Origin of the sequence: Citrobacter sp. Marseille-Q5395 (assembly GCF_947057495.1) — a bacterium.
In the GTDB taxonomy this organism is placed as follows: domain Bacteria; phylum Pseudomonadota; class Gammaproteobacteria; order Enterobacterales; family Enterobacteriaceae; genus Citrobacter; species Citrobacter murliniae.
Window position 1 is genome coordinate 339,435 of the sequence record NZ_CAMSEL010000005.1, and the last position, 24,426, is coordinate 363,860.

Here is a 24,426-nt window from a genome sequence, read left to right on the forward strand (position 1 = left end):
ATCCCAGAGCTCCCTGCCTGGCGGGGGAGCTAAAGACAGTGCATGAGGTATTCCTGCTGTCAGAGTCATCTCTGCTATGATGTCTGCACACAAATAAGACAATACATTATGCAGAGGGAAAGATGAGTTCCACCAGAAGAGGGATGATGAACGTCCTGATAGCCGCCGTATTATGGGGAAGTTCAGGCGTTTGCGCGCAGTACATCATGGAGCAAAGTCAGATGTCGTCGCAGTTTCTGACCATGACACGTCTGATTTTCGCCGGGCTCATTCTGCTGATGCTCTCTTTTGTGCACGGTGACAAAGTCTTCTCCGTTATCAAAAACCGCAAAGACGCCATCAGCCTGCTGATTTTTTCTGTGGTCGGGGCGCTCACCGTACAACTGACCTTTCTGCTTACCATTGAAAAATCCAATGCCGCCACCGCAACGGTACTGCAATTTTTGTCACCGACAATTATCGTGGCGTGGTTTTCGGTGGTACGCAAAGCGCGACCGGGAATATTAGTGCTGACGGCGATCTTCACCTCGCTAATCGGCACATTCCTGCTGGTCACCCACGGCAACCCGACGTCGTTATCCATCTCGCCTGCCGCGCTGTTCTGGGGGATCGCTTCGGCATTTGCTGCCGCGTTCTATACGACATATCCCTCTGTGCTTATCGCGCGTTACGGTACGCTACCGATTGTCGGCTGGAGCATGTTGATAGGCGGCCTGATCCTGCTCCCATTCTATGCCGGGCAGGGAACGAACTTTGTGGTCAATGGCAGTTTGATTCTGGCATTTTTCTATCTGGTGGTGATCGGTACATCACTGACGTTTAGCCTGTACCTGAAAGGTGCGCAGATGATTGGTGGGCCGAAAGCGAGCATTTTGAGCTGTGCAGAGCCACTGAGCAGTGCCTTACTGTCCCTGCTCCTGTTAGGCATTACGTTCACTTTACCGGACTGGCTCGGTACGCTGCTGATCCTCTCTTCAGTGGTGCTGATTTCAATGGATTCCCGCCGCCGCGCCAGAACGGCATAACGCCAACCAGCGCGGTGACGGGCGAATATTACCAGCCCGGTACCGCGCCGCCGTTAAAGATTTTCTCGGCTGCTTTCGCCACTTCCGGTGACTGATAAGATTGCAGGAACTCTTTTACGTTCTCTGCATCTTTGTTGTCTTCCCGCGCCACCAGAATATTCACGTACGGTGAGTTTTTGTCTTCAATAAATACGCTGTCATGTACCGGGGAAAGCCCGGTTTGCTGAATGTAGGTGGTACTGATAATTGCTACATCCACTTTCTGATCGTCCAGTACACGCGGCAATTGCGCGCCTTCCAGCTCCATAATATTCAGATGGTGTGGGTTATCAGTAATATCCAGCGCCGTCGGCAACAGACCAGTGCCCTCTTTCAAGGTAATCAGTTTTTCTTTTTGCAACAGCAATAGCGCACGTCCGAGATTAGTTGGATCGTTAGGAATCGCAATTGTCGCGCCGTCTTTCAGCTCGGCAACGGTTTTGATTTTTTTCGAATAACCGGCCATCGGGAAGACAAAGGTATTGCCCACCGCCACCAGCTTAAAGTTATGCGCTTTATTATCCTGCTCCAGGAAAGGACGATGCTGGAAGACATTGGCATCCAGTTCACCATGATTGGTTGCATCGTTGGGTAGTAACGAACCGCTGAACCCTACCAGCTCAACATCCAAACCGTACTTCTCTTTGGCCACTTTCTTCGCAACCTCCGCTACATCCTGCTCTGCGCCGTTAATCACGCCGACTTTGATATGTTTCGCATCACTGCTTTGCTGATCGCAACCTGCCAGTAATATTCCCGCCAGCAATAATGCCGCCCCGGCCCCGAAATGAGGTATGTTCAGTTTCACGTTTTTATCCTTTTGAAATAACCGCCTGATGAGTAATGAATTGACTATAGCGGGAAGGCTGCTGCGGTTTAAAAAACGAAAAAGTATCAGCAAGAAGAAAAAAGCATAACGAAGGAATATACAAAAAAATGCCCGGTGGCACGACGCTACCGGGCGACACGATTTCTCAACTCTCGGTGGATATTCAGCAAGCCATCCTTCCGGTCATCAAAATGATTTTGATAAATAATGGCGTGCTGCCCCTTTTTCCGGGAAGTCTTCGAGGGTCATTTGTAACTGGTAACCGTTCTTTTGATAAAACGGCAACGCCTGGAAACTCATGGTATCAACCAGCGCATGCAAACACCCTCTCTCGCGCGCAGTCTGTTCTGCCGCCTGCATCAGCTTTGTGCCATGACCGCCTTTACGCAGGGATTCATGCATCCATAAAAACTCAATACACAGCCACTCACCTTTGATTTTACCAATCAGCCCACCCAGTATCTCGTTACGCTCATCGCGCCAGTAGACCGCCAGATCGCCAAAATTGGACGTTTTCAGGAACTGGAGATTGTAAGCACGCAGGCCAGTGAGCAGCGCATTCTGATCATCTTCTGTAACCGTATCCGTAATCTGTATCTGCATTCTATCCTCCTGAAAAACTACAACTTCTGGCTGATTAATTTTTCTACACTAACACAGGCTGATGAGTGAGCCGTATGCCGACTACACTTACTCTTGAAATTATGCGCGTCGACAACAAGGATTATTAACATGAAACGAGCCGTTTTTCCGATCATTGCCATTCTTTTCACGCTGCCGGGTCTGGCGCAGGCCGACTCGGCTTACGGTTCGCTACAGTCAGTTCACGAAAAAAACACTGTGCTGAAGGATTTACGTAAGATTTGTACCCCACAGGGGTCGCCATCGGATGAGGTGTGGGAAAAAACGATTATGGCTGATTCACGTAATCAGCAGCATATTCGCGAAGCCATTTTGGCAATACAAAGAAGTCATCAGGACAACTACTGGGAAGCACTTAGTAAGGTTGAATGTCCGGATATCTAGGCGCGAAGCAGAGTGCTTAACGCCTGATTGATACCGTTACCGCTGAGGAATAATTAAATCTCCGCGCAGCACGTACGAACTCAGCACACTCTGCGTTTTTTCATTTAACCAGCTGACTATACGTGCGGCCATGGCATCCATTGAATATTCAATAGCCGGGATTGTCGGGATACCGGGCAGGTGCAGTGTACCGGCCAGGCTAAAGACCATAATGTCTTCCGGTACGGATTTATTAAATGCCTGCAACTGCGGGATCACACGCTGGGCCTGCTGTTCATCCGCCACCAGCAGCGCGTTAAAATTGAGCGTTGACGCGTTATTTAGCAATTCCTGCAAGGCCACTGATGATGACGTCGCTTCCATAAACACCAGATTGCGGTTAAAGGGCAGGAAATTTTTTTCCAATGCATGTTTGTAACCCAGGAGTACCTGGTCGGAGAAACCCATACCATCCGGGTGGATCAACGCAATCTGGCGGCGATGCTGGCTAATCAGGTAGTTACATGCCGTTTCGGTAGCGAATGCGTGATCAAACTGGATGCTGTTGACGTCATCGCCAGACTCCAGGCAATCCACCAGAATGACATTATCCTGACTAATACTTAACGGGAAACGTGCGCCAATAATCAACACGTCATCGCACAAACCGCAGCTTAGCTCATCAAGGGCGCTCATCACTTCCGCTTTGGTATTGGCAAAGCGAAGGAGGAGGTGTTTTTGATGCTGGCTAAGATGCTTTTCCAGCGCGTAGAGATAGCCCGTTGTCTGATTGATGTTGTCCTGTGCGCATATCACGCCAATGCAGCCTGTAGACTGGCTCAGCAGCGACTGTGCAATCACATTCGGACGATAATTGAGTTCATCCACCGCCTTCAACACGGCGAGACGGCTGGCCTCTTTTACGCCACGTGATCCGCTCAACACGCGCGACACAGTAGCTTTAGATACGCCAGCCAAACGCGATACATCGTTGATAGTAGACATCATTCTCCCCTGACAGGACCCGCCTGGCCCTTTCCTTCCTGTATTTAACATTGGCTTAAATAATCGCCACTCGCAGTATATCTGTTTCCGTTTTTCATGGAAACCGATTTTCCATTTGCACTCAAAAAGAGTTCAAACCACCAAATTTCGTGAGCTGGATTCAAATAATCAGCCTTATACGCATCAGATCTTGATGGCCATCACAGTTCCGTTTGCTACGAATGGAAACCGGTTTCCGTATGATATCAAATCAAACTCGCAATATGTTTTTACATTTAAAGGATGGCTAACAATGTTCAGGATTATGCTGTGCTGCTCTGCAGGAATGTCCACCAGTTTACTAGTTCGCAAAATGGTTGAAGAGGCGGACATTCGTGGACTACCGGTGAAGATTGAGGCATACGGTGTTGCCGAATTTGACACACAGTTTCCAAATTACCAGGTGGTGCTACTTGGCCCCCAGGTAAAATATATGCTTAACACACTCTCAGAAAAGGCTGCCACCCAGGGTATACCCGTAAAAGCCATAGATATGATGGATTACGGTATGCAACGTGGTGACAAAGTGCTGGATTATGCTCTGTCGCTGATTGAAGCGGCACACTAGAAAGGTGTCAATATGAGTTCGTTATATCAGTCAATGGTTGCCGTCATTGAACAATCCATCACCCCCCTCGCCGGAAAGCTGGGACAGCAAAAGTATGTGATTGCGATTCGTGACGGTTTTACGGCGGCGCTGCCGTTTATGATCATCGGCTCCTTCATGCTGGTGTTTATTTTTCCTCCGTTCTCTGCCGAAACCACCAACAGCTTTGCCCGTGGCTGGCTTGATTTCTCTGCCACCTATCGCGAACAGTTGATGCTGCCGTTTAACCTCAGCATGGGTGTTATGACGTTCTTCATCTCCGTCGGCATTGGCGCCAGTCTGGGCCGACAGTTTAACCTCGACCCGGTAATGTCCGGTCTGCTGGCCTTTATGGCGTTTTTACTGGTTGCAGCCCCCTATGCCGACGGGAAAATCTCTACGCAATATCTCTCCGGTCAGGGGATCTTTACCGCGCTGATCACTGCTATCTATTCCACCCGCATGTATGCGTGGCTGAAGCAGAATAACGTGACCATTCGCCTGCCTAAAGAGGTGCCGACCGGCGTCGCCCGCTCATTTGAAATCCTGATTCCGGTTCTGGTCGTGATTGCGACCCTGCATCCGCTAAACCTGTTTATCGAAGCACAAACCGGAATGATCATTCCGCAGGCAATAATGCACCTGCTGGAACCGCTGGTTTCCGCTTCTGATTCCCTGCCCGCAATCCTGCTTTCCGTCCTGCTGTGCCAGATTTTCTGGTTCGCCGGGATCCACGGTTCACTGATTGTCACTGGCATTATGAATCCATTCTGGATGGCCAACTTATCTGCCAACCAGGCGGCTCTTGCCGCTGGCGCTGCATTACCACATGTTTATCTACAAGGCTTCTGGGATCACTACCTGCTCATTGGCGGCGTGGGATCGACATTACCACTGGCATTCCTGCTGCTGCGCAGCCGCGTCGCACACCTGCGGACCATCGGCAAAATGGGAATTGTGCCTAGTTTCTTTAACATCAATGAGCCTATTCTGTTTGGTGCGCCGATCATCATGAATCCGATGCTATTCATTCCGTTCGTCTGCGTACCGCTGGTTAACGCTGTGCTGGCATATAGCGCCACAAAACTTGGCTGGCTGGCGCAGGTTGTTTCACTGACACCGTGGACCACACCAGCACCAATTGGTGCTTCCTGGGCCGCGAACTGGGCATTAAGCCCGGTGGTGATGTGCTTTATCTGTATGGCGATGTCAGCGCTGATGTACCTCCCTTTCCTGCGCGCATACGAACGCTCTTTGATGAAAACTGAAGAGCAAAAGGCCCAGGATGCCGTCTCCGTGGCGAACGCTGCCCGTAGCAACTCATAATCGATCAAGGAGTCAGAACAATGAGATACCGTTTTCCTGAAAACTTCTGGTGGGGCAGTGCCTGTTCAGCGCTGCAAACCGAAGGGGATAGCCTGAACGGTGGCAAAAGCCAGACCACATGGGACGTATGGTTCGACCGTCAGCCAGGCCGTTTCCATCAGGGGGTTGGCCCGGCGAACACCTCGACATTTTATCAGCACTGGAAGCAAGACATCGCGCTGCTGAAGCAACTGAAGCACAACAGCTTCCGAACTTCCCTGAGCTGGTCGCGCCTGATCCCTGACGGTACGGGTGAAGTAAATCCTGAAGCCGTCGATTTCTATAACAATGTGATCAATGAGCTGCTGGCACAGGGCATCACGCCATTTATCACCCTGTTCCACTTTGACATGCCAATGGTGATGCAGGAAAAAGGCGGCTGGGAAAACCGGGAAGTGGTCGAGGCATTTGGTCGCTACGCACAAACATGCTTCGACTTGTTCGGCAATCGGGTTAAGCACTGGTTCACCTTTAATGAACCGATTGTCCCGGTCGAAGGCGGCTATCTGTATGACTTCCATTATCCAAACGTGGTGGATTTCAAACGTGCCGTAACCGTGGCGTACCACACTGTACTGGCACATTCGACGGCTGTTCGCGCGTATCGCGCCGGGAACTATGACGGTGAAATTGGCGTAGTGCTAAATTTAACGCCTTCCTATCCACGCTCACAAAATCCGGCGGATGTGAAAGCCGCACACCATGCGGATCTGCTCTTCAACCGCAGTTTTCTCGACCCGGTACTGAAAGGTGAATATCCTGCGGACCTGGTGGAACTGCTGAAAGAGTACGATCAGCTGCCCACGTGTAAGCCTGGCGATAGCCAGCTGATATCCGATGGCAAAATCGACCTGTTGGGCATTAACTATTACCAGCCCCGACGGGTGAAATGTCGTGATAGCGCGGTCAATCCTGATGCACCGTTTATGCCTGAATGGTTGTTCGATTATTACGAAATGCCGGGACGCAAAATGAACCCTTACCGTGGCTGGGAAATTTATGAGCCAGGTATTTACGATATTATTACCAACCTGCGAGATAATTACGGTAACCCACGCTGTTTTATTTCTGAAAATGGAATGGGGGTAGAAAACGAACAGCGATTCATTCAGCAGGATCAAATCAACGATGACTACCGTATTGAATTCGTTTCTGCACATCTTAAATGGCTGCATAAGGGAATAAGCGAAGGCTGTAATTGTCTTGGCTACCACATGTGGACCTTTATTGATAACTGGTCATGGCTCAACGGATATAAAAACCGCTATGGCTTTGTTCAGTTAGATTTAGAAACGCAAAAACGTACGGTGAAAAAGAGTGGCGAGTGGTTTGCCGATACCGCCGAAAGCAATGGTTTTAATTGAGAACAGAAGATCATGATTGCATTAGAAGAAGCAGTAATGGAAATCATCGTTAATGCCGGCCAGTCCCGAAGCCTGTGCTTCGAAGCACTCCACGCTGCACGCGCCGGGAACATTGATGAAGCGAAAAGCCTGCTTCGTGAGGCTGATGGCTACGCACGTCAAGCTCACCACATGCAAACAAAATTGATCGAACAGGACGCCGGGGAAGCCCGGCAGCCTATGACATTAATTATGGTGCATGCGCAGGACCACTTAATGACATCGCTATTAGCCCGCGAACTGTCAGAAGAAATTATTCATCTGTATCAGCGCTAATATGAACTTACACTTTACGAACGGAGAGTTTATTACGATTAAATAAAATATTTCTGTACCCGTTAACAAAATAAACAGATCAACTTGTTTTGGTGATAGCAAATTAACCCAAGACGGGATGGTTATTATCTTAAAATAAATTAATACACACGCTTATTCGGAATGCTTATGGCAACCTGAAGGGTAAAGTGTAAATGAGATAACCATGAATTTAACTAAGAAACTTCCACTAGCCATGGCGGTCGTGGCCGCGCTTTGCCCAGTTTCTGTCCTCGCACAGGAATTTACTCAGGAACAAATCGACGCCATCGTCGCCAAAGCCGTAGATAAAGCACTTACGGAACGTCAGGCGAAAATGGACGCTGCTGTGGCGAAAAAAGCCGATGTGATTAATGAACCACAAAGTGCAGCACAATCCCCGGATATGGCGATTCCGTTCGGCGTGAAATTCAGCGGATATGCGCGCTACGGCGCACATTTCCAGAGCGGTGATCAGAAATACGTCGGCGTTGATGGTTCCTATAACGGTGCGTCGGCCATTGGCCGTCTGGGTAACGAAGGCAACGGCGGCGAATTCCAGCTCTCCAAAGCGTTCAAAAGCGACAACGGCGCCATCTGGGACATCAACGTGATGATCGACCACTGGGGCGACGAAGTTAACCTCAAAAAAGCCTACGCCGGCGTAACTAACGTGCTGGAATCCAATCCTAACGCTTATATCTGGGCGGGCCGCGACTTCCATCAGCGTCCACAACAAGGCATCAACGACTACTTCTGGATGAACCATGACGGTCAGGGAGCCGGGGTTAAAAACTTCGACATTGGCGGCGTGCAGTTTGATGTCGCCACTGTCGCCGCGGTTGAATCGTGCAGCCCGGAAGTGATGGAAGACGAAGCCAACCCATCACGCATTACCTGTACCGGCGGTTCTGGTACGGGCGATAAGGGTAACTACGCAGTAACGTCAAAAATCCACAATATGAAGATCGGTCCACTGGATCTGGAGATTTACGCCAACTATGGTTTTGACTCTAAAGCCGTCGAGAGCGATGACCGCCTGAAAGCCTGGCAGGGTGCATTTGTGCTGAGCCACACTAACGACAGTGGTGTGAACAAGGTTATCGCCCGTTATTCTGATAATTCAGATAACAGCGTCTATAACAAAACCGACGATCTGACAGCGATATACGCCAGTTTTGAGGGGAGCCATAAGTTCACCCAACAGGCGCAGGTCGAATACCTGCTGGCGTTCCATGATTACGACAACAGCACAGACAAGAGCGACAACCGTAAGAACTACGGCGCGATTATACGTCCGATGTATTTCTGGAACGATGTTCACTCCACCTGGCTGGAAGCAGGCTATCAGCGGGTTGATTATGATAACGGCGGGGATAACAACGGCTGGAAGTTAACGCTGTCGCAGAACATGTCGATCGCTATGGGTCCAGAATTCCGCCCAATGCTGCGCTTCTATGTCACCGGCGGCAAAGTTGATAATGACCGCACTGCTCGCGTCAACGGTACGAAGGATGAAACGCTGGATGACTTTAACCTCGGCGCAATGTGGGAGGCGTGGTTCTGATTAGTGAAAGGTGTAATGCCTGATGGCACTGCGTTTATCCGGCCTGTATTGCGATTGTAGGCCGGATGACGCATTTACAACACCATACGGCAAATAGAACTGGCGATCACTGCATACCCTTTATGCGTACTTTCGCTGCCACCAGAAGCGCCGTCAGCAGCATCAGGCTGCCGGAGAGCATCAGGGGCGACAGCAGTCCGAGGTTATCGAGTGCATATCCTCCAACCGCAGCCCCACAGGTATTGGCAAGCTGGATCACGGCGACCTGGACGGATCCGGCTTTTTCTGCCTGATCCGCAAGCGAGCGGGTGATCCACGTCGACCAGCCTACCGGTACCAGAGCGAACGCCAGTCCCCAGATAATCGCAATGCCTGCCGCCACCACTTTGTCACTCCCCCACAGGATCAATACCAGCGCACTGAGCGCCAGCACCAGCGGCGCACCTGCCAATGCCAGTTTGACCGAACGTTTCAGAATCACAGAAGAGAGCGACGTGCCAACAAAGCTGGCAATACCAAAACTCAGCAGTACCAGCGTCAGGCCATCAACATCAAATCCCGCCAGATTCATATACACCGGGCGAATATAGGTAAAGAAGGCGAACTGCCCGGCAAAAGACATAAAGATGGCGATCATGCCGGCCATCACACCAGGACGTTGCAACAGGCTGAACATATTTTGTTTTTGGTGCGATGGCTCGCCAGGCAACGAAGGCAGCGATTTAACAACCCAAATAATACACAGCACCCCCATTACCGCTGCCGCGTTAAAAACGTTGCGCCAGCCGATGATACCGCCAAGGAAGCTGCCCAACGGAGCGGCGATCACCAGCGCGATAGAAACTGCGCCAAAGATAACCGACAGTGCTTTCGGTACCGTGCGGGCGGGCACCAGACGCATGGTCAGCGAGGCCGACATCGCCCAGAAACCGCCGAGTGCCAGCCCAAGACAGGCACGACCAATCAGTAGCAGCGTAAAAGAGTTAGCAAATGAAACCAGCAGGCAGGAGAGCGTCAGCAGCACGGAGAACAGGATGACGATATAGCGGCGGTCGGTCGCCTGAATAATTTGGGTAATAAACAGGCTGGCAAACATGGCGACAAATGCCGTCACGGTCACCGATTGTCCGGCCACACCTTCTGAAATCCCCAGGTCCTGCGCCATAGGCGTCAACAAACTGACGGGCAGAAACTCAACGGTTATCAGGCAGGCAACACAGAACGCCACGGCGAATACCGCCGACCAGTTTGGTCGGGCATTTACCTCAGCGCGGGATTTTTGTTCAATAACGTCACTCATTTTGTAACCTGCGTGGTATTTCTGTAGAAAAGTCACGCAGTGTAACATTAAAAATGTGACGGATTTAACGTTTAGGCAACTTTCCAGGATTTGCAATAGCGCTGCGCGGCAGATCGCATAATAAAAACGACGCATTGATACGCCAAACAGGATATGACCAACATCAACAACCATGAACCCGCTGGATTTCGCGAGTTAGCCAGGCATTATGCGCTTCTCAACGACGATAAGATTACTGCGCTTGTGAGGCAAAATTATCGGTCGTACCTGGCAGATAGGTTTCCGGCCAGATAATCGCACTGTGTTGAGTCGCTTGTTTCATGATGCACCTCGTCGTGTAAGTGTAACGAGGGCCCCTGTGCGGGAGATAGATATAAATATTATGACGATTAAAAAAAATCGTCATAAACAAGCATGATATCAGTGCAGCCAGTGCACCCCATCTTCAGGTTGAAAAAAGGCGTTATAGCGCATCTGAAACGCATTTATTTCCTGCATATCTGGCTCCATTTCTCGCAGAAAACCCAGCGCCAGGCGCACCTGTGCATCGGTAACCGGCGCTGCCAGGCGGACTTTTTGCAACAATCGATGCCACTGCAGCAAGTTCTGTTCACTACCGTCAACAATGACGATTTGCCAGATCAACAGCACCTGGGCGGCATTTTGCAAATGCGATTCGTCAGGCCGATGAAGATACTGTAAAAACGCTTCTCCCTGCACTTTTCCCATCTGATCGATCATCGATTCTACCGGCACGACGTCAATGCTCAACCGTTCGCTCAGGCGACGAATCGCGCGTCGTGATCCAGACGTCAGCACCCGAAAACCCACTACAAAAACAACAACCAACGTGGCCAGCATTATCCAGATCATGAGTTCTCCTGCGTTATCCGCGCTCATGATATCTGGAAACAGACTGCGAATACTAATCCACCAGGATGATTTTCAACGCAAACAGCAATGCCACGGCGACCACACAAAGATTCAGCTCACGCCAGCGCCCGGTAAACACTTTCATGATGCAATACGACATGAAACCCAGCGCAATTCCTTCGGTAATAGAAAAACTAAAGGGCATCATCACCGTCGTGATAAAGGCAGGCACTGACTCGGTTAAATCATCCCAGCTAACGCGCGCCAGGCTTGAGGTCATCAGCACACCCACAAAAATAAGCGCACCTGCTGTCGCATAGGCAGGCACCATACTGACCAGAGGTGAAAAAAACATCACCAGCAGGAATAGTGCACCAACCACCACGGCAGTCAGCCCCGAGCGTCCACCGACCGCCACGCCGGCCGTACTTTCAATGTACGCCGTTACGGAAGATGTGCCGATAAATGCCCCTGCAACAGAGCTGACACTATCCACGTACAACGCCTTATTCATATTGGGAAATTTACCGTCACGATCGATTAATCCGGCTTTATCTGTTACGCCAATTAATGTTCCTGATGAGTCAAAGAGATTAATTAACATAAACGAGAAGATAATACCGGCCAGATTCAACGACAACGCACCGCGTAAATCAACCTCACCAATCACTGCACTGATGTTAGGTGGTGCAGAATATATACCGAGGAACTGAACATCACCAAAAAACAATCCAAAACATGACGTCACAACAATAGAAATCAATACTGCCGCATGGAAATTACGCGATGACAGGACCGTAATAATAAAGAACCCAAGAATACCTAACAATACGCTATGTGAGCTTAAATCACCGATCGCTACCAGCGTATCTTTATTGGCAATAATAACGCCTGAATTTTTTAAACCCATCAACGCAATAAATAAACCGATACCGCTGGTAATGCCAATACGTAAGCTAGCGGGTATGTTTGAAATCATCCAGTAACGAATACGAAAAAGGGTAAGCAGAAATAATCCGACGGCACCCCAAAATATCGCCCCCATCCCCGTTTGCCAACTCACCCCCATCGCCCCCACGACGACAAAAGCAAAAAAGGCATTCAGCCCCATAGCAGGAGCCAGGGCTACCGGCAGATTGGCAATCAGTCCCATCGCAATACTGCCGATGCCCGCAATCAGGCACGTGGTCACAAACACCACCTTCGGGTCCATTTGCGCAGCGCCCAGTATTTGCGGATTCACAAAAACGATATACACCATCGTTAAAAATGTCGTCATTCCCGCAATCATTTCTGTACGTACTGTGGTCTCGTGCTGTTGCAACTTAAATAATCTCGCAAGCCACCCTGAGCTCTCGTTTACATCATCACTGATTTCATTATTCATTTTTTTCATCCATTGATGAGAGTATAAATTCAGTCTCTTTTTAAAACAGATGGCATACTTAATTCAGTGATAGTTATCACATTGCAAACGCACGTTAATCGATAAACTTTAAATAATCACAGCTATTCTTAAATGATAAATAACAATCAAATTGATAAAATCAAAATGAGAAAAATATGAATAATACGATTAACGATAAATTTCATTACATTAGCCGTCAGCAAAGACAAAATTTGCTAGCTGTTTCTCGCGGTGACGCACCTGCCGATTATATTATTGATAATGTCAAAATTCTCGATCTGATCAACGGTGGAGAAATGCCAGGGCCAATCTTGATTAAAGGACGGCATATCGCCGGTATCGGTCCGGAATATTCTCATGCCAGTGCATTACGGCGTATTGATGCTCTCGGCGCAACAGCAGTTCCCGGTTTTATCGACGCTCACCTGCATATTGAATCCAGCATGATGACACCTGTGGCCTTTGAAACCGCGACGCTTCCTCGCGGGCTCACTACCGTCATCTGCGACCCGCACGAAATCGTCAACGTGATGGGGGAAACTGGCCTTGCCTGGTTTATCCGCTGCGCCGAACAGGCAACACAAAATCAATATATTCAAATCAGTTCCTGCGTCCCGGCGCTGGCTGGCTGCGACATCAACGGTGCCAGCTTTACACTTGAACAAATGCTCACCTGGCGGGATCATCCACACGTTGCCGGTCTGGCGGAGGTAATGGATTACCCTGGCGTCATTGCCGGGCAGGACGCACTTCTTGATAAAATGGATGCCTTTCGACATCTGACGCTGGACGGTCACAGCCCCGGCCTGCAAGGCAAAGCGTTGAACGCTTACATTGCCGCCGGAATTGAAAATTGCCATGAAAGCTACCTGCCAGAAGAAGGACGACGAAAGCTGCAGCTTGGAATGGCGTTGATGATTCGCGAAGGTTCTGCCGCCCGCAACCTCGACGCGCTGGCTCCGCTCATTAACGCGCTAAATAGCCCACAATGCATGCTGTGTACCGACGATCGTAACCCCTGGGAGATCGCCCACGAAGGGCATATTGACGCACTGATTCGACGCCTCATTACACAGCACCACGTACCGCTTCACATCGCTTACCGCGTCGCCAGCTGGTCTGCTGCGCAACATTTTGGCCTGCGCCATCTCGGCCTGCTGGCTCCTGGAAAACAGGCGGATATTGTCCTGCTCAGCGATGCCCACAACGTCACGGTGCAACAGGTCTTTATTAAAGGTGAACCACTCAATGCCGATGCGCTGAAAGCTGACGAATCGTCCAGGCTGGCGCGCACAGCGCCTCCATACGGCAACACCGTGGCGCGGCAACTGGTCCGTGCCACGGATTTTCGGTTTCATTTCACCCCTGGAAAATGCTATCGGGTGATTGAAGTCATCCCCAACGAATTAATCACCCCCGCCAGCAAATGCTGTTACACGGAAGACGGCTTTGATCGTGATGATATTTGTTTTATCGCTGTTCTTGAGCGCTATGGCTATCAGCACCCACCTGCCTGTGGTTTATTAGGCGGGTTTGGGCTGAAGGAGGGGGCGCTGGCAGCAACCGTCAGCCACGACAGCCATAACATCGTGGTCATCGGTCACAGCGCTGAAGAGATGACGGTGGCGGTTAATCAGGTGATCGCCGACGGTGGTGGCTTATGCGTGGTTCGTCATGGGGAAGTTCAATGCCATTTAGCGCTACCAGTCGCCGGACTGATGAGCACTGATACGGCAGAATCGCTGGCCGAACAAATCGATTCACTGAAAGCAGCAGGCCGGGCGTGCGGCACGCTCCCCGATGAGCCCTTTATTCAGATGGCATTTCTCTCTTTGCCGGTGATCCCCGCGCTAAAGCTCACCAGCCAGGGATTATTTGATGGCGAAGCATTTACGTTTACATCGCTGGAGATTGCTGACTCGCCGTAAGGAACAGCGAATCCGAAGCATAAAAAAAGCCCGCTATGAGAACTTTATACATTGGGCGTTATCGGCGCAGACAGTTTGAACACGGACAGCGCGCAGAAACCGGAATGTACAGATAGTACCTGAGGATTTCGAGCACTGCCCTGGTTCAAAATGACAAGCAAGATAGCCCTGATGAATAAGATTCAGAGGCGGGCAAAAGTTACCAATACACACTTAAGCGGTTTTTAACTGCTGGATCTTTTTCTCACGGCGAATTTTACGTTCTTCAAATACGGCGACGATAGCCATCAGGCAGATACAGCCGATAGCAGCGGTATCCAGCGCGGCGAAAGTCCCCGCCCAGCCGGTCAGACCAAAGACTGGCGTACCATCGGCAATCATCCCCAGACCCAGCTTGGCAAAGCTGTCGCCAATCAGATAAGCGAAAGTACCTTTAATCCCATCGGCAGCACCGATCGCTTTTTTCGGTACGAAACCAACTGCCGCCACACCGATTAACAATTGCGGGCCAAACACCAGGAAGCCAAGGGCAAACAACGACGCCAGGTAAACGTACTGGTTGCTGGCGTGCTGGTAGACACCCAGCGTGGCAATGATTAATGCCAACGCGACACAGGCCACCAGCGCACGACGGCCGTTTGCCAGGTCAGAGAGCCAACCCCACAGCAGCGTACCGACCAGCGCCCCGACTTCAAACAGGGTAAAGCCCTGAATCGCGACTTCTTTGGAGAGTTTCAGCTCCTGGAAGGCGTAGACAGTGGACCACTGATCGATACCGATGCGCACCACGTACAGGAAGATGTTGGAGAAGCACAGCAGCCAGATCACTTTGTTTTTCAGCACGTACTCAACAAAGATCTGCCACTTGGTCATGTCATTTTCTTCAGTCTCTTTGTCCTCTTCGCTGATCTCTTCCCCAAACAACTCTTCGGCTTTACCCAGACCATAAGATTCCGGGGAGTCGCTGCCATAGCGCAAGCCAATAAAGCCCACAATCAGGGCGATAATCGACGGGAAGATAAACATGCCGATCACGTGACCATCGAACAGCACATTAGCACCAAACAACGCCACACCTGCCGCACCTGCACCACCGAGGTTGTGGGAGATATTCCACATCCCGAGATAAGAGCCACGTTTACGGCGCGGTGTCCATTTGGTGATCGTCGAATAGCTGCACGAGCCACCAGTACTCTGGAAGAAACCACTCAGCGCGTAGAAGGCAATCATCAGGAACAAGCTGGTTGAGCCTGCGCCCATGCTGGCGCTGAAGCCGAGCATACAGATAGCCGAGAGGATCAGCATAAACGGCAGGAACTGCTTGGTGTTTTTGCCATCCGCGTAATAGGAAACCAGCGTTTTACCTACACCGTAGGTGATGGAGAAGCCCAGGCCAATCATCCCCAGCTGCGTCATGCTCAGCCCGTAGGTGGAGATCATGTCGTTCTGCGCGATGTTAAAGTTTTTGCGGATCAGGTACATGGTCAGGTAGCCGATGAAAACCACCAGGTAGGACTGCATGAATGGTTTGAACCACATTTTACGCCGCACATCGAGCGGCAAATCCAGGGTCGGCTTGCGCACCTGGTTTAGAAAGGCCAGCATAGGACACTCCCGAGCTAATTTTTATACCTGCGAATGGCAGGCATTGTAAAAATCAGCCGGGAGGCACGCCTGAGACAGCGTCCAGGTGAAACCGGGAAAATTTCTTAGTTTTGCCCCACTCGGGGCAAAAAAGTGAGGTGCATCACGCTTCACTAACTTCGCGCGGAGCCTGAGCATTCAAAAACGGCAGCAACAGCAGAGCAGAAATCCCTGCGGCAATGGCGATTACCACGAAAAAACCGGTCCAGTGCCAGACCTCCATCACCTTCGCCAACGGCCAGCCGGAAAGCGACGCGCCCAGATAAGCGAACAGCCCAACAAACCCGGTTGCCGCGCCCGCAGCATCTTTATGCGAACACTCTGCCGCCGCCATACCGATCAGCATCTGCGGGCCGAAGACAAAGAATCCGGTAGTGAAGAAGCACGCAGCCTGCATCACGTAACTGGCAAACGGCATCAGCCACAATGAACCCACAGAGAGTAATATTCCGGCGGCAAAAATCAGGTTCATCGGGCCACGGTTCCCGTTAAACAGTTTGTCCGAGCCCCACCCCGCAACCAGTGCACCGATAAACCCGCCCAGCTCGAACATGGTCACTGCGGTATTAGCGGTGACCAGGTCAACACCCAGCGTCTCGGACATATACAGATTGCCCCAGTCATTAATCGCAGCACGCACCACGTACACCAGCACATAACACAACGACAGCAGCCAGATATACGGATTCAGCAGCACATATTTGGTGAGGATCTCTTTTCGGCTAAGCCCCGCACCTTCCTGCTGTTGGTCTATTTCCAGCTCATCGTGCCGCCAGTCACCAATCGGCGGCAGACCAATCGCCTGTGGCCTGTCACGCAGTCGCCAGCAGAGGAGCACGCCTACGACAATCGCCATCAGCCCGGCAATCATCATTCCCGCACGCCAACCATAGTGCAACGCGGTAGCCGCCATAACGATTGGGATCAGCGCCCCGCCGACGTTATGTGCGGTATTCCACAGCGCCCACCAGCCGCCGCGCTCGGTACGCGAATACCATGCGGTCAGTAATCGGGCGCATACGGGCGAACCCCATCCCTGAAAGAAGGCGTTCAGCGCCCACAGCACGGCAAACGCCCATAGCGAAGTAGAAAAACCAAACAGAATGTTCACTACTCCGGTGGCAATCAGCCCGATGCCCATAAAATAACGGGCATTAGAGCGGTCGCTGACGACACCGGAGACAAACTTTGACAACCCGTAGGTGATATAAAACAGCGTCGCCAGCAGGCCAATATCGCTGCGAGTCAGCACACCGCTGGCAAGGATTTCCGGCACGGCGGCGTTGAAGCTTTTGCGGGTGAAATAGAACAGCGCATAACCAAACCAGATGGTCAGCAGAATATGCCGCCGCCAGTAGCGGTAACGGGCATCGATCTCGTGTTTATCGGTAAGGCGCGGCGCGTTCGCCGGGGCTTTTAAAAACTGAAACATTGTCGCTCCTTACGCATAACGCTGAGGCAAAGACACGCTAACTCGCGTACCGTGCGTACAGGAAATAGCAAGCGAACCTCCAAGGGCAGTGATGCGCTCTCGCATCCCGGTCAGGCCAAATCCCTGCTGATTCACGCCCGCCGGCAAGCCGCTGCCATCGTCCTCAATCACCAGCATTAATCGCTCGTCCTGAAGCCACCCCTGCAGCGTTACCGCGCTGGCGTTAGCGTGCTTCACTATGTTATTCAGACCTTCCTGACAGACGCGAAACAGCGTCACCCGCTGACTTTCGCTGAGCACGGCTTCATCTATCCGCCAGTCAAGATGACTGACGATACCGCGACTCTCCAGTTCCATTTCTCGCATCAAGGAGCGGATAGCCTGTTCCAGCGTCAAATCATCCAGTTGACGTGGACGTAAGCGCCCAAGCAGGCGACGTACCGAATCATAGACACCCAGAGAGAGCTGCTCGATATGCGCCCCGCTCTGCTTAACGCCCGCATTTTCCGGGGCCAGTCGCTGTACGATGCCCGCCTGAGTGCGAATGGCGGTAATAGTCTGGCCGATGTCATCGTGTAGCTCACGCGCTACGTCGCGACGCACGCTCTCTTCGGTTTCCAGCAGGCGTTCTGCCAGGCGATGATTACGCGCCAGTTCGTTTTGCAACGACTGGTTTAATTCGCGCAAACGCTGAATGCCTGCACCGAGCAGCAGTCCGGTCAGACTTTGCGCCAACAGTGAGAGCAGCAAATCAACCGGATGATCGTGCCAGGTCTGGCTGGCAATGAGTGCGATAGCGTTCATCAGCGTCGCAATCAACGCCCCCTGCCAGCCGTAGTGCCAGGCGAGCGCTATAATCGGCAGCGCCAGGCAGAACGGCGTAAAGCGTGACAACTCATCCGGCAACCCCAACTGGAGCCACAGGCTGACGCTGAACAGCAGCAGATACCACACCAGGTGCCGCCCGCGCCAGTTCACCGGCTGGGAAATCACCGCCGGACCAAGCGGCAGCCAGGTGGTACTGGTGAGATAGTGCCAGAACACCAGGCAGACAGGAGCCAGCGTCAATCCACCGGTTAACGTCAGCAGCAGGGCGTTCCACGCCTCGCCACCTTGCCCCAGCCACGGAGCGGACTGCAGCAGCGCCGCCGCGGTCAGCGCCGCGCCCTGTAACAGCAGAGTGCGCCAGTCGCGCTGATGGCGATAGCGAGAGATCAGTGCCACAGGGAGCAGCGTCAACAGGCTACCGATCATCAAAAGGGGTAGATGTGCCAGCGCAACTTCCTGCACCAGCCAGAACAGGAGCAGCCATTCCGCCCCCAACAACACAGGCCAGTAGCCACGCGGACATTGCAGCATCAGTCCCAGACGCAAGCCGAACGGAAATAACAGTACCGCCAACTCAGGACGCTCTACGAGATGCAGGCTGACACTCCACAAACAGAACCATGCGGCGGAGAAGATAAAGAAACAGGCGACAACAGTGATTAAGCGGGAGAAAAAGGTGTTCATTGCCAGCCGTCAAACATCCGTCTCGCCAGTTCAACATCGTTACTGACGCCCAGCTTTTCCATCAGGTTAGCGCGATGTACGTGTACCGTTTTTGGCGACAGGCCCAGTTCGGCGGCAATCTCTTTCACCGCCATGCCCTGCGCCAGTTTTTCCGCCACCTGTCGTTCACGTTTGGTCAGTGGATCCTGACGCCCGGCAGCCAGCTTAACCGCAATATCCGGCGTTAAATAACAACCGCCCGTTGCGACGGTATGTACCGCTGCAATCAACTCGTCGGGACTACAGCGTTTGGAGAGAAAACCTCGCGCACCAGCGTTCAGCGCCTGTTCCACCAGCGCCGGACTGTCGTGAACGGAGAGCATGATGATCGCCATCCCTTTCGGCAACTGACCGAGTAACTCCAGCCCGGAAATATCCGGCATTGAGATATCACAGATGCACACCTGCACACCGCGTCCCGGCAACCCTGCCAGCGCCTCTCGCCCGGAGCCAAATTCGGCAACAACCTGCAAATCGGGTTCAAGCCCCAGCAACTGAGCAAAGCCGGAGCGGACGATAAGGTGATCGTCAATGAGGGCAACGGTGATCATGGTTTTGTCCTGGCGGGTATAAAAAACGCGCTTACCTTAACGATATACACTTCATCCTTCAAGCTGCGTCTTTTCACCCCAGGAGCTTACTGAAGAAAGCGCCTGGGGATTCTCAGTCTTACCGCCTTGATGCAACTTGAATAATTTTGTGTACCAGCGCGTTGCTATTCAAACCTTGAGCGCTCAGACGATACCAGTAGTGACCGTAAATGACCGGGTTTGCTGCGGTTGTACCTCAAGCAAAGTACCGTTTCGCCTGGCAGCCAGGAACCCTTCCGGCCGACAAGTCGCAGGCAGGGCGAATGCTGCCACCTGCTGATCGCCGTTATAAAGGATCCAGCGAGTCACGTAGTTGAGTTCGGAACTGGCAAAACAGGTAACAAACGTGGTGCCATCCGGGGCGATCATCCGGAATTCGGGTTTATCCGTGTATCTGTCCAGCTTGTCAGCAAAGAAGACGATTTCCGGATCGTAAAAGTCAGGTTCATTGAGCGTTGTCAGTGACGCTTCACCTTGTAAGATCCGTTGATTAAACGCCAGCCACTGTTCGGTGGGTTTCACATGTGCCGGAACAGATTCACGCAACTTCAGCGCTTCATCCGGGATATTCTGGCTAAAGGTAGCCTCCGGTACGTACGCATAATTCATGTGGCACATATACTGAAGTGGCATCGCGACAGATGCCAGGTTAGTGACGGCCATCTGAATGTCAAAAAGCGCACTTGCTTTACGCATCACCACCGCAGGCTGCGCCTGATAATGATGACCGAATCCCATCACATACTCACAGCGTCCGGTCACACGCAGGCTATCGCCTTCCAGTTCCAGCCAGGCCTCGTCCATCGCGGCACAGGCCATTTCACCGTGCAACGGGTGAACATCTTCTGGTGACGGACAGCCATTCGCCAGTAACCCGGAATGGAAGGCAAAACAGCCATAAGTCGCGATCACTTCCGTTGCAGGTTTTGGCTGGCTGAACATGTTGTGCATGGTCAGATCGTGACCATCAAACTGAGCATCCCAGATCATCTGCCCCATCCAGGGCAGAATAACCAGGTATCCACGACTGTTCTGGACCTTCAGCCCTTCCACACCGCTGGCATAGCGAAATGCGGTGATAGTGAAATCACTGTTCTCTATTAGGGTTCGCGGATGTTCGCTAAAGAGCTCCCGCCACAGCGTGATTCGTGTTGTCATGATCGTTCTCCTCAGGATGCAGTTGCTTCGGCCAGACTGCGCACTTTGCTTTCGCGCCAGAAGTAGATCCCCACGTAAACAAAGCACAGCATGGAGACAAGGAAAGAGAGTTGCAGCGAGTGGAACATATCCGCGACATAACCCTGGATCGCCGGTATCACGGCCGCGCCAACAATGGCCATCACAATCACTGCGCCAGCCATTTCAGTATGTTCGTTATCTACGGTATCCAGCGTGCCGGCATAGATAGTCGCCCAGCAGGGACCAAACAGCACGCTCACCAACACCGCAACGTAAACGGCACTAAAGCTCGGTGCCAGGGAGACATAGGCAAGGAACAATGCGCCGATGATAGAGTAAAGAATCAGCACCTTTTCCGGGTTAAAGCGGGTCATCAGAATATTGGCGATAAACTTGCCGATGAAGAAGCAGGCAAAACTGTAGACCATAAAGTTAGAGGCATCACGTTCGTTGATATCGCCCAACTCCAGCGCCAGACGAATGGTGAATGACCACACAGCTACCTGCATCCCCACATACAGGAACTGCGCCACAATGCCACGCCGGAAGCGGGCATTGCTCGCCAGATAGCGCAGCGTGTCCATCGCCGACGGGCGTTTATGGTCCGCGGTTTGCGCCACTTTGCAGGTCGGGAAACGGGTAAGTAGAAACAGCACCATCACGACCACCAGAACCATAATCATATACTTATACGGCTCAAGGGTGTTTTCCAGCATCAGCACTTTGAAGTTATGGATCTGCTCGGCATTCATCCCCGCCATCTGTTTTTCCAGACTATCGCCTTCGGAAAAGACCAGGTATTTACCCAACAAAATGCCGGATGCTGCACCAATCGGGTAAAAGGTCTGGCTGATATTCAGTCGCAACGTGGCATAGGCTTTTGGCCCAATCATCGAACTGTAGGTATTCGCTGCGGTTTCCAGGAAACTCAAACCGATCGCAATCGCGAAGATTGCCGCAAGGAACATGGTGTAGGTTGCCATGTGCGATGCCGGGAAAAAGAGCGTACAGCCAACAATGTACAGCGTCAGGCCAATTAATATCGCCACTTTATAGCTGGTCTTTTTAATCACCAGAGACGCTGGAATCGCAATTAAAAAATAGCCGCCATAAAAGGCGCTCTGAACTAATGCCGAGGCAAAGTTACTGAGTGAAAATACGCTTTTAAATTGCGTAATCAGAATATCATTTAATGCGGCTGCGCATCCCCATAACGGGAATAAACAGGATAACAAAATAAACTGGAACAGAGGGGTCTTATTCAGATACCCATCGGGCATCTGAATGATGTTTTTATCGTTCATAGTGCTACCTTTTACAATGCAGGAGTGTTATTCGTTTAGGGTAAGAAACTCATTAAATTGTTCGATACTCGGATAAGAAGATTGCGTACCTTTTCCGGTGACGCTAAACGCAGCAAAAAGGGCGGCCTTTTTCATGGCGGCTTCGACATCACCACTCTGGACATAATAATGGGCAAAACAACCAATAAAGGCGTCGCCTGCGCCGCTGGTATCGACGGCATTGACGCGAAACGCCGGGACATGTACTTCCTGGTCACGCGTCATCCATAGCGCGCCTTTTTCACCCATTGTCACAATAATATTGTTAAGTCCTTTATCCACCAGGGAACGGGCAGCTGCGCGAATATGGTCATAAGTATCAACCGGCATCCCCGTTAATATTTCAAGTTCGGTTTCATTCGGCACAAAGAAATCACATTTACAAGCGTAGGACATATCTAATTCACGTAATGCTGGTGCGGGATTTAATAACACTTCAATGCCATGCTTTTTACCAAATTCAATCGCGTGATAAACTGTTTCCAGTTGGACTTCCAGTTGCAGGACAATAAGCTGGCATTTTTTTAAATCTTCCGCTGCACGATCGATATCCTCCGGAGAGAGAAATTTGTTCGCCCCTTTAATAATAAGAATGCTGTTACTTGAGTTGGCATTCACAAAGATCGGTGCGACGCCGCTGCTGGTACATGGAACTTTTTCTACATAGGTGGTGTTAATACCCCAGGATTCGAGGTCACGAATGGTGTTATCGGCAAAAATATCATCACCGACTTTCGTCAGCATCAGCACTTTAGAATTGAGTTTCGCGGCCGCAACGGCCTGATTCGCCCCTTTGCCACCACAGCCGATTTTAAACGCCGGTGCTTCCAGGGTTTCCCCTTCTTTCGGCATCTGGTTGGTGTAGGTGATGAGATCCACCATGTTAGAGCCAATAACAGCGATATCCATTTTACTACCTCTCAGAAACAATCACACAACAATGATATTAAAATAACATTATCATGTTACTTTCGTATCATTTGTGATTACGATCGCGATTGGAGGATCATTTTTCTGTTTATTTATTAAACACGAGATTAGCAGTTGATTAATCACCCCCTTCTCACAACAATTACAATCTACTGAAATTAAACTGTTTATAATCAAAAAAACGCGAATAAACGCGCTTTTAATTCCCGCCCGTCGGACGTATAGTAATGCAGCAATGTGATGTTCCTTACGACACAAAAATGTTACTAACGGAACATGCACAATATGAATCGCGGAGAAGGTGAATGGAAACCAAGCAAAAAGAACGTATTCGACGCCTGATGGAACTGTTGAAGAAGACCGACCGCATCCATCTGAAAGACGCCGCGCGGATGCTGGAAGTTTCCGTGATGACCATTCGCCGGGATCTCAGCCAGGATGACGAACCGTTACCCCTGACGCTGCTCGGCGGCTATATTGTGATGGTGAACAAACCCGCCACCATCGTTAACGCTCCGCTCCCCGCGCAAAAACCTTATCATCGCGACGATCTACCGGTTGCCATTCTGGCCGCAGGACTGGTGAGTGAAAACGATCTGGTCTTTTTTGATAATGGTGTGGAAATGCCGTTGGTGGTCAGCATGATCCCTGACGATATAACCTTTACCGGGATTTGCTACTCGCACCGGGTGTTTGTGGCGCTGAATGAAAAGCCTAATGCCACAGCGATCCTCTGCGGGGGGACCTATCGGGCGAAAAGTGACGCCTTCTACGACACCAGTAATCATTCGCCGCTGGACTCACTGAATCCTCGAAAAGTCTTTATCTCCGCCAGCGGTGTACACGAGCACTTCGGCGTCAGTTGGTTTAACCCGGACGACCTCGCCACCAAACGCAAAGCAATGGAGCGCGGGCTCCGTAAAATTTTGCTGACCCGTCACGCCCTTTTTGATGAGGTCGCACCTGCCAGCATTGGTCCGCTTTCCACCTTTGATGTGCTGATCAGCGACCGTCCGTTACCGGCAGATTACGCCACCCACTGCCGGAACGGTTCCGTCAAAGTGATCACCCCCGATTCAGACGGCGACTAA

Annotated in this window: 22 protein-coding genes and 1 pseudogene; 10 read left to right on the forward strand and 13 right to left on the reverse strand. The window is 51.3% G+C overall.

Going from position 1 to position 24,426, the window contains the following annotated elements; all coding sequences use genetic code 11:
• Positions 1 to 122 precede the first annotated feature (122 nt).
• A complete protein-coding gene (locus OH663_RS07790; protein ID WP_045448874.1) occupies positions 123 to 1,025 on the forward strand; it encodes a carboxylate/amino acid/amine transporter in 903 nt (300 codons plus the stop codon).
• Between the two features lie 28 nt (positions 1,026 to 1,053).
• On the opposite strand, the gene nlpA is transcribed toward OH663_RS07790, so the two are convergent.
• Positions 1,054 to 1,872: a lipoprotein NlpA gene (gene nlpA / locus OH663_RS07795; protein WP_045448875.1), complete on the reverse strand. Its 819-nt coding sequence runs from the start codon at positions 1,870 to 1,872 to the stop codon at positions 1,054 to 1,056.
• Positions 1,873 to 2,079: 207 nt separating this feature from the next.
• Positions 2,080 to 2,496, reverse strand: a complete 417-nt coding sequence (locus tag OH663_RS07800; protein ID WP_200011156.1) for a GNAT family N-acetyltransferase — start codon at positions 2,494 to 2,496, stop codon at positions 2,080 to 2,082.
• 129 nt (positions 2,497 to 2,625) lie between these two features.
• Here OH663_RS07800 and OH663_RS07805 point away from each other — a divergent pair, with 129 nt between their 5' ends.
• A complete protein-coding gene (locus OH663_RS07805; protein ID WP_045448878.1) occupies positions 2,626 to 2,919 on the forward strand; it encodes a YicS family protein in 294 nt (97 codons plus the stop codon).
• Positions 2,920 to 2,955: 36 nt separating this feature from the next.
• Here the strand turns inward: OH663_RS07805 and OH663_RS07810 are convergent, their stop codons facing one another.
• A complete protein-coding gene (locus OH663_RS07810; RefSeq protein WP_045448881.1) occupies positions 2,956 to 3,903 on the reverse strand; it encodes a LacI family DNA-binding transcriptional regulator in 948 nt (315 codons plus the stop codon).
• 292 nt (positions 3,904 to 4,195) lie between these two features.
• Here OH663_RS07810 and OH663_RS07815 point away from each other — a divergent pair, with 292 nt between their 5' ends.
• The 5 genes from OH663_RS07815 (at position 4,196) to OH663_RS07835 (ending at position 9,157) form a co-directional block, all read left to right on the forward strand.
• The gene (locus tag OH663_RS07815) at positions 4,196 to 4,510 is read left to right on the forward strand and encodes a PTS sugar transporter subunit IIB (protein ID WP_045448882.1); all 315 of its coding nucleotides are present in this window, start codon (positions 4,196 to 4,198) and stop codon (positions 4,508 to 4,510) included.
• Positions 4,511 to 4,522: 12 nt separating this feature from the next.
• Positions 4,523 to 5,854 (forward strand): PTS sugar transporter subunit IIC, encoded by a 1,332-nt coding sequence (locus tag OH663_RS07820; RefSeq protein ID WP_045448884.1) that lies wholly within the window; start codon positions 4,523 to 4,525, stop codon positions 5,852 to 5,854.
• Positions 5,855 to 5,874: 20 nt separating this feature from the next.
• A complete protein-coding gene (locus OH663_RS07825; protein WP_200011153.1) occupies positions 5,875 to 7,257 on the forward strand; it encodes a glycoside hydrolase family 1 protein in 1,383 nt (460 codons plus the stop codon).
• 12 nt (positions 7,258 to 7,269) lie between these two features.
• A complete protein-coding gene (locus tag OH663_RS07830; protein WP_008786514.1) occupies positions 7,270 to 7,572 on the forward strand; it encodes a PTS lactose/cellobiose transporter subunit IIA in 303 nt (100 codons plus the stop codon).
• Between the two features lie 205 nt (positions 7,573 to 7,777).
• Entirely contained in the window at positions 7,778 to 9,157 is a 1,380-nt protein-coding gene (locus tag OH663_RS07835; protein ID WP_200011150.1) for a carbohydrate porin, read from the forward strand.
• Between the two features lie 106 nt (positions 9,158 to 9,263).
• Here OH663_RS07835 and nepI read toward each other — a convergent pair whose 3' ends face one another.
• Positions 9,264 to 10,457, reverse strand: a complete 1,194-nt coding sequence (gene nepI, locus OH663_RS07840; protein WP_048223494.1) for a purine ribonucleoside efflux pump NepI — start codon at positions 10,455 to 10,457, stop codon at positions 9,264 to 9,266.
• Between the two features lie 138 nt (positions 10,458 to 10,595).
• Between nepI and OH663_RS07845 the strand changes: the two are divergent.
• Positions 10,596 to 10,751 (forward strand): annotated as a pseudogene (locus tag OH663_RS07845) (hypothetical protein); the annotation flags it as partial.
• Between the two features lie 126 nt (positions 10,752 to 10,877).
• Here the strand turns inward: OH663_RS07845 and OH663_RS07850 are convergent.
• Both OH663_RS07850 and OH663_RS07855 read right to left on the reverse strand, forming a co-directional pair.
• Complete coding sequence (locus OH663_RS07850) at positions 10,878 to 11,330, reverse strand: DUF1198 family protein (RefSeq protein ID WP_045448890.1); 453 nt, start codon at positions 11,328 to 11,330, stop codon at positions 10,878 to 10,880.
• 52 nt (positions 11,331 to 11,382) lie between these two features.
• Positions 11,383 to 12,717 carry an NCS2 family permease gene (locus OH663_RS07855; protein ID WP_048223164.1) on the reverse strand — a complete coding sequence of 445 codons (1,335 nt, stop codon included), beginning with the start codon at positions 12,715 to 12,717 and terminating at the stop codon, positions 11,383 to 11,385.
• A gap of 176 nt (positions 12,718 to 12,893) precedes the next feature.
• Here OH663_RS07855 and adeD point away from each other — a divergent pair, with 176 nt between their 5' ends.
• Complete coding sequence (gene adeD, locus OH663_RS07860; protein ID WP_200011148.1) at positions 12,894 to 14,666, forward strand: adenine deaminase; 1,773 nt, start codon at positions 12,894 to 12,896, stop codon at positions 14,664 to 14,666.
• A 213-nt stretch (positions 14,667 to 14,879) separates the two neighbouring features.
• On the opposite strand, the gene uhpT is transcribed toward adeD, so the two are convergent.
• The 7 genes from uhpT to rbsK all read right to left on the reverse strand — a co-directional run bounded on the left by uhpT (position 14,880) and on the right by rbsK (position 23,314).
• The gene (gene uhpT / locus OH663_RS07865; protein WP_045448895.1) at positions 14,880 to 16,271 is read right to left on the reverse strand and encodes a hexose-6-phosphate:phosphate antiporter; all 1,392 of its coding nucleotides are present in this window, start codon (positions 16,269 to 16,271) and stop codon (positions 14,880 to 14,882) included.
• A gap of 142 nt (positions 16,272 to 16,413) precedes the next feature.
• Entirely contained in the window at positions 16,414 to 17,742 is a 1,329-nt protein-coding gene (gene uhpC / locus OH663_RS07870; RefSeq protein ID WP_200011145.1) for an MFS transporter, read from the reverse strand.
• A 9-nt stretch (positions 17,743 to 17,751) separates the two neighbouring features.
• Complete coding sequence (gene uhpB, locus OH663_RS07875; protein ID WP_048223173.1) at positions 17,752 to 19,254, reverse strand: signal transduction histidine-protein kinase/phosphatase UhpB; 1,503 nt, start codon at positions 19,252 to 19,254, stop codon at positions 17,752 to 17,754.
• Positions 19,251 to 19,844, reverse strand: a complete 594-nt coding sequence (gene uhpA, locus OH663_RS07880; RefSeq protein WP_200011144.1) for a response regulator transcription factor UhpA — start codon at positions 19,842 to 19,844, stop codon at positions 19,251 to 19,253. Before uhpA ends, uhpB begins: the two co-directional genes overlap by 4 nt.
• Before the next feature lie 183 nt (positions 19,845 to 20,027).
• The gene (locus OH663_RS07885) at positions 20,028 to 21,041 is read right to left on the reverse strand and encodes an aldose 1-epimerase family protein (RefSeq protein WP_200011143.1); all 1,014 of its coding nucleotides are present in this window, start codon (positions 21,039 to 21,041) and stop codon (positions 20,028 to 20,030) included.
• Positions 21,042 to 21,052: 11 nt separating this feature from the next.
• Positions 21,053 to 22,366, reverse strand: coding sequence for an L-fucose:H+ symporter permease (gene fucP / locus OH663_RS07890; RefSeq protein WP_200011142.1), 1,314 nt, complete (start codon positions 22,364 to 22,366; stop codon positions 21,053 to 21,055).
• A gap of 27 nt (positions 22,367 to 22,393) precedes the next feature.
• The gene (gene rbsK / locus OH663_RS07895; RefSeq protein ID WP_263525712.1) at positions 22,394 to 23,314 is read right to left on the reverse strand and encodes a ribokinase; all 921 of its coding nucleotides are present in this window, start codon (positions 23,312 to 23,314) and stop codon (positions 22,394 to 22,396) included.
• 326 nt (positions 23,315 to 23,640) lie between these two features.
• Between rbsK and OH663_RS07900 the strand changes: the two genes are divergently transcribed.
• The gene (locus OH663_RS07900; protein ID WP_200011140.1) at positions 23,641 to 24,426 is read left to right on the forward strand and encodes a DeoR family transcriptional regulator; all 786 of its coding nucleotides are present in this window, start codon (positions 23,641 to 23,643) and stop codon (positions 24,424 to 24,426) included.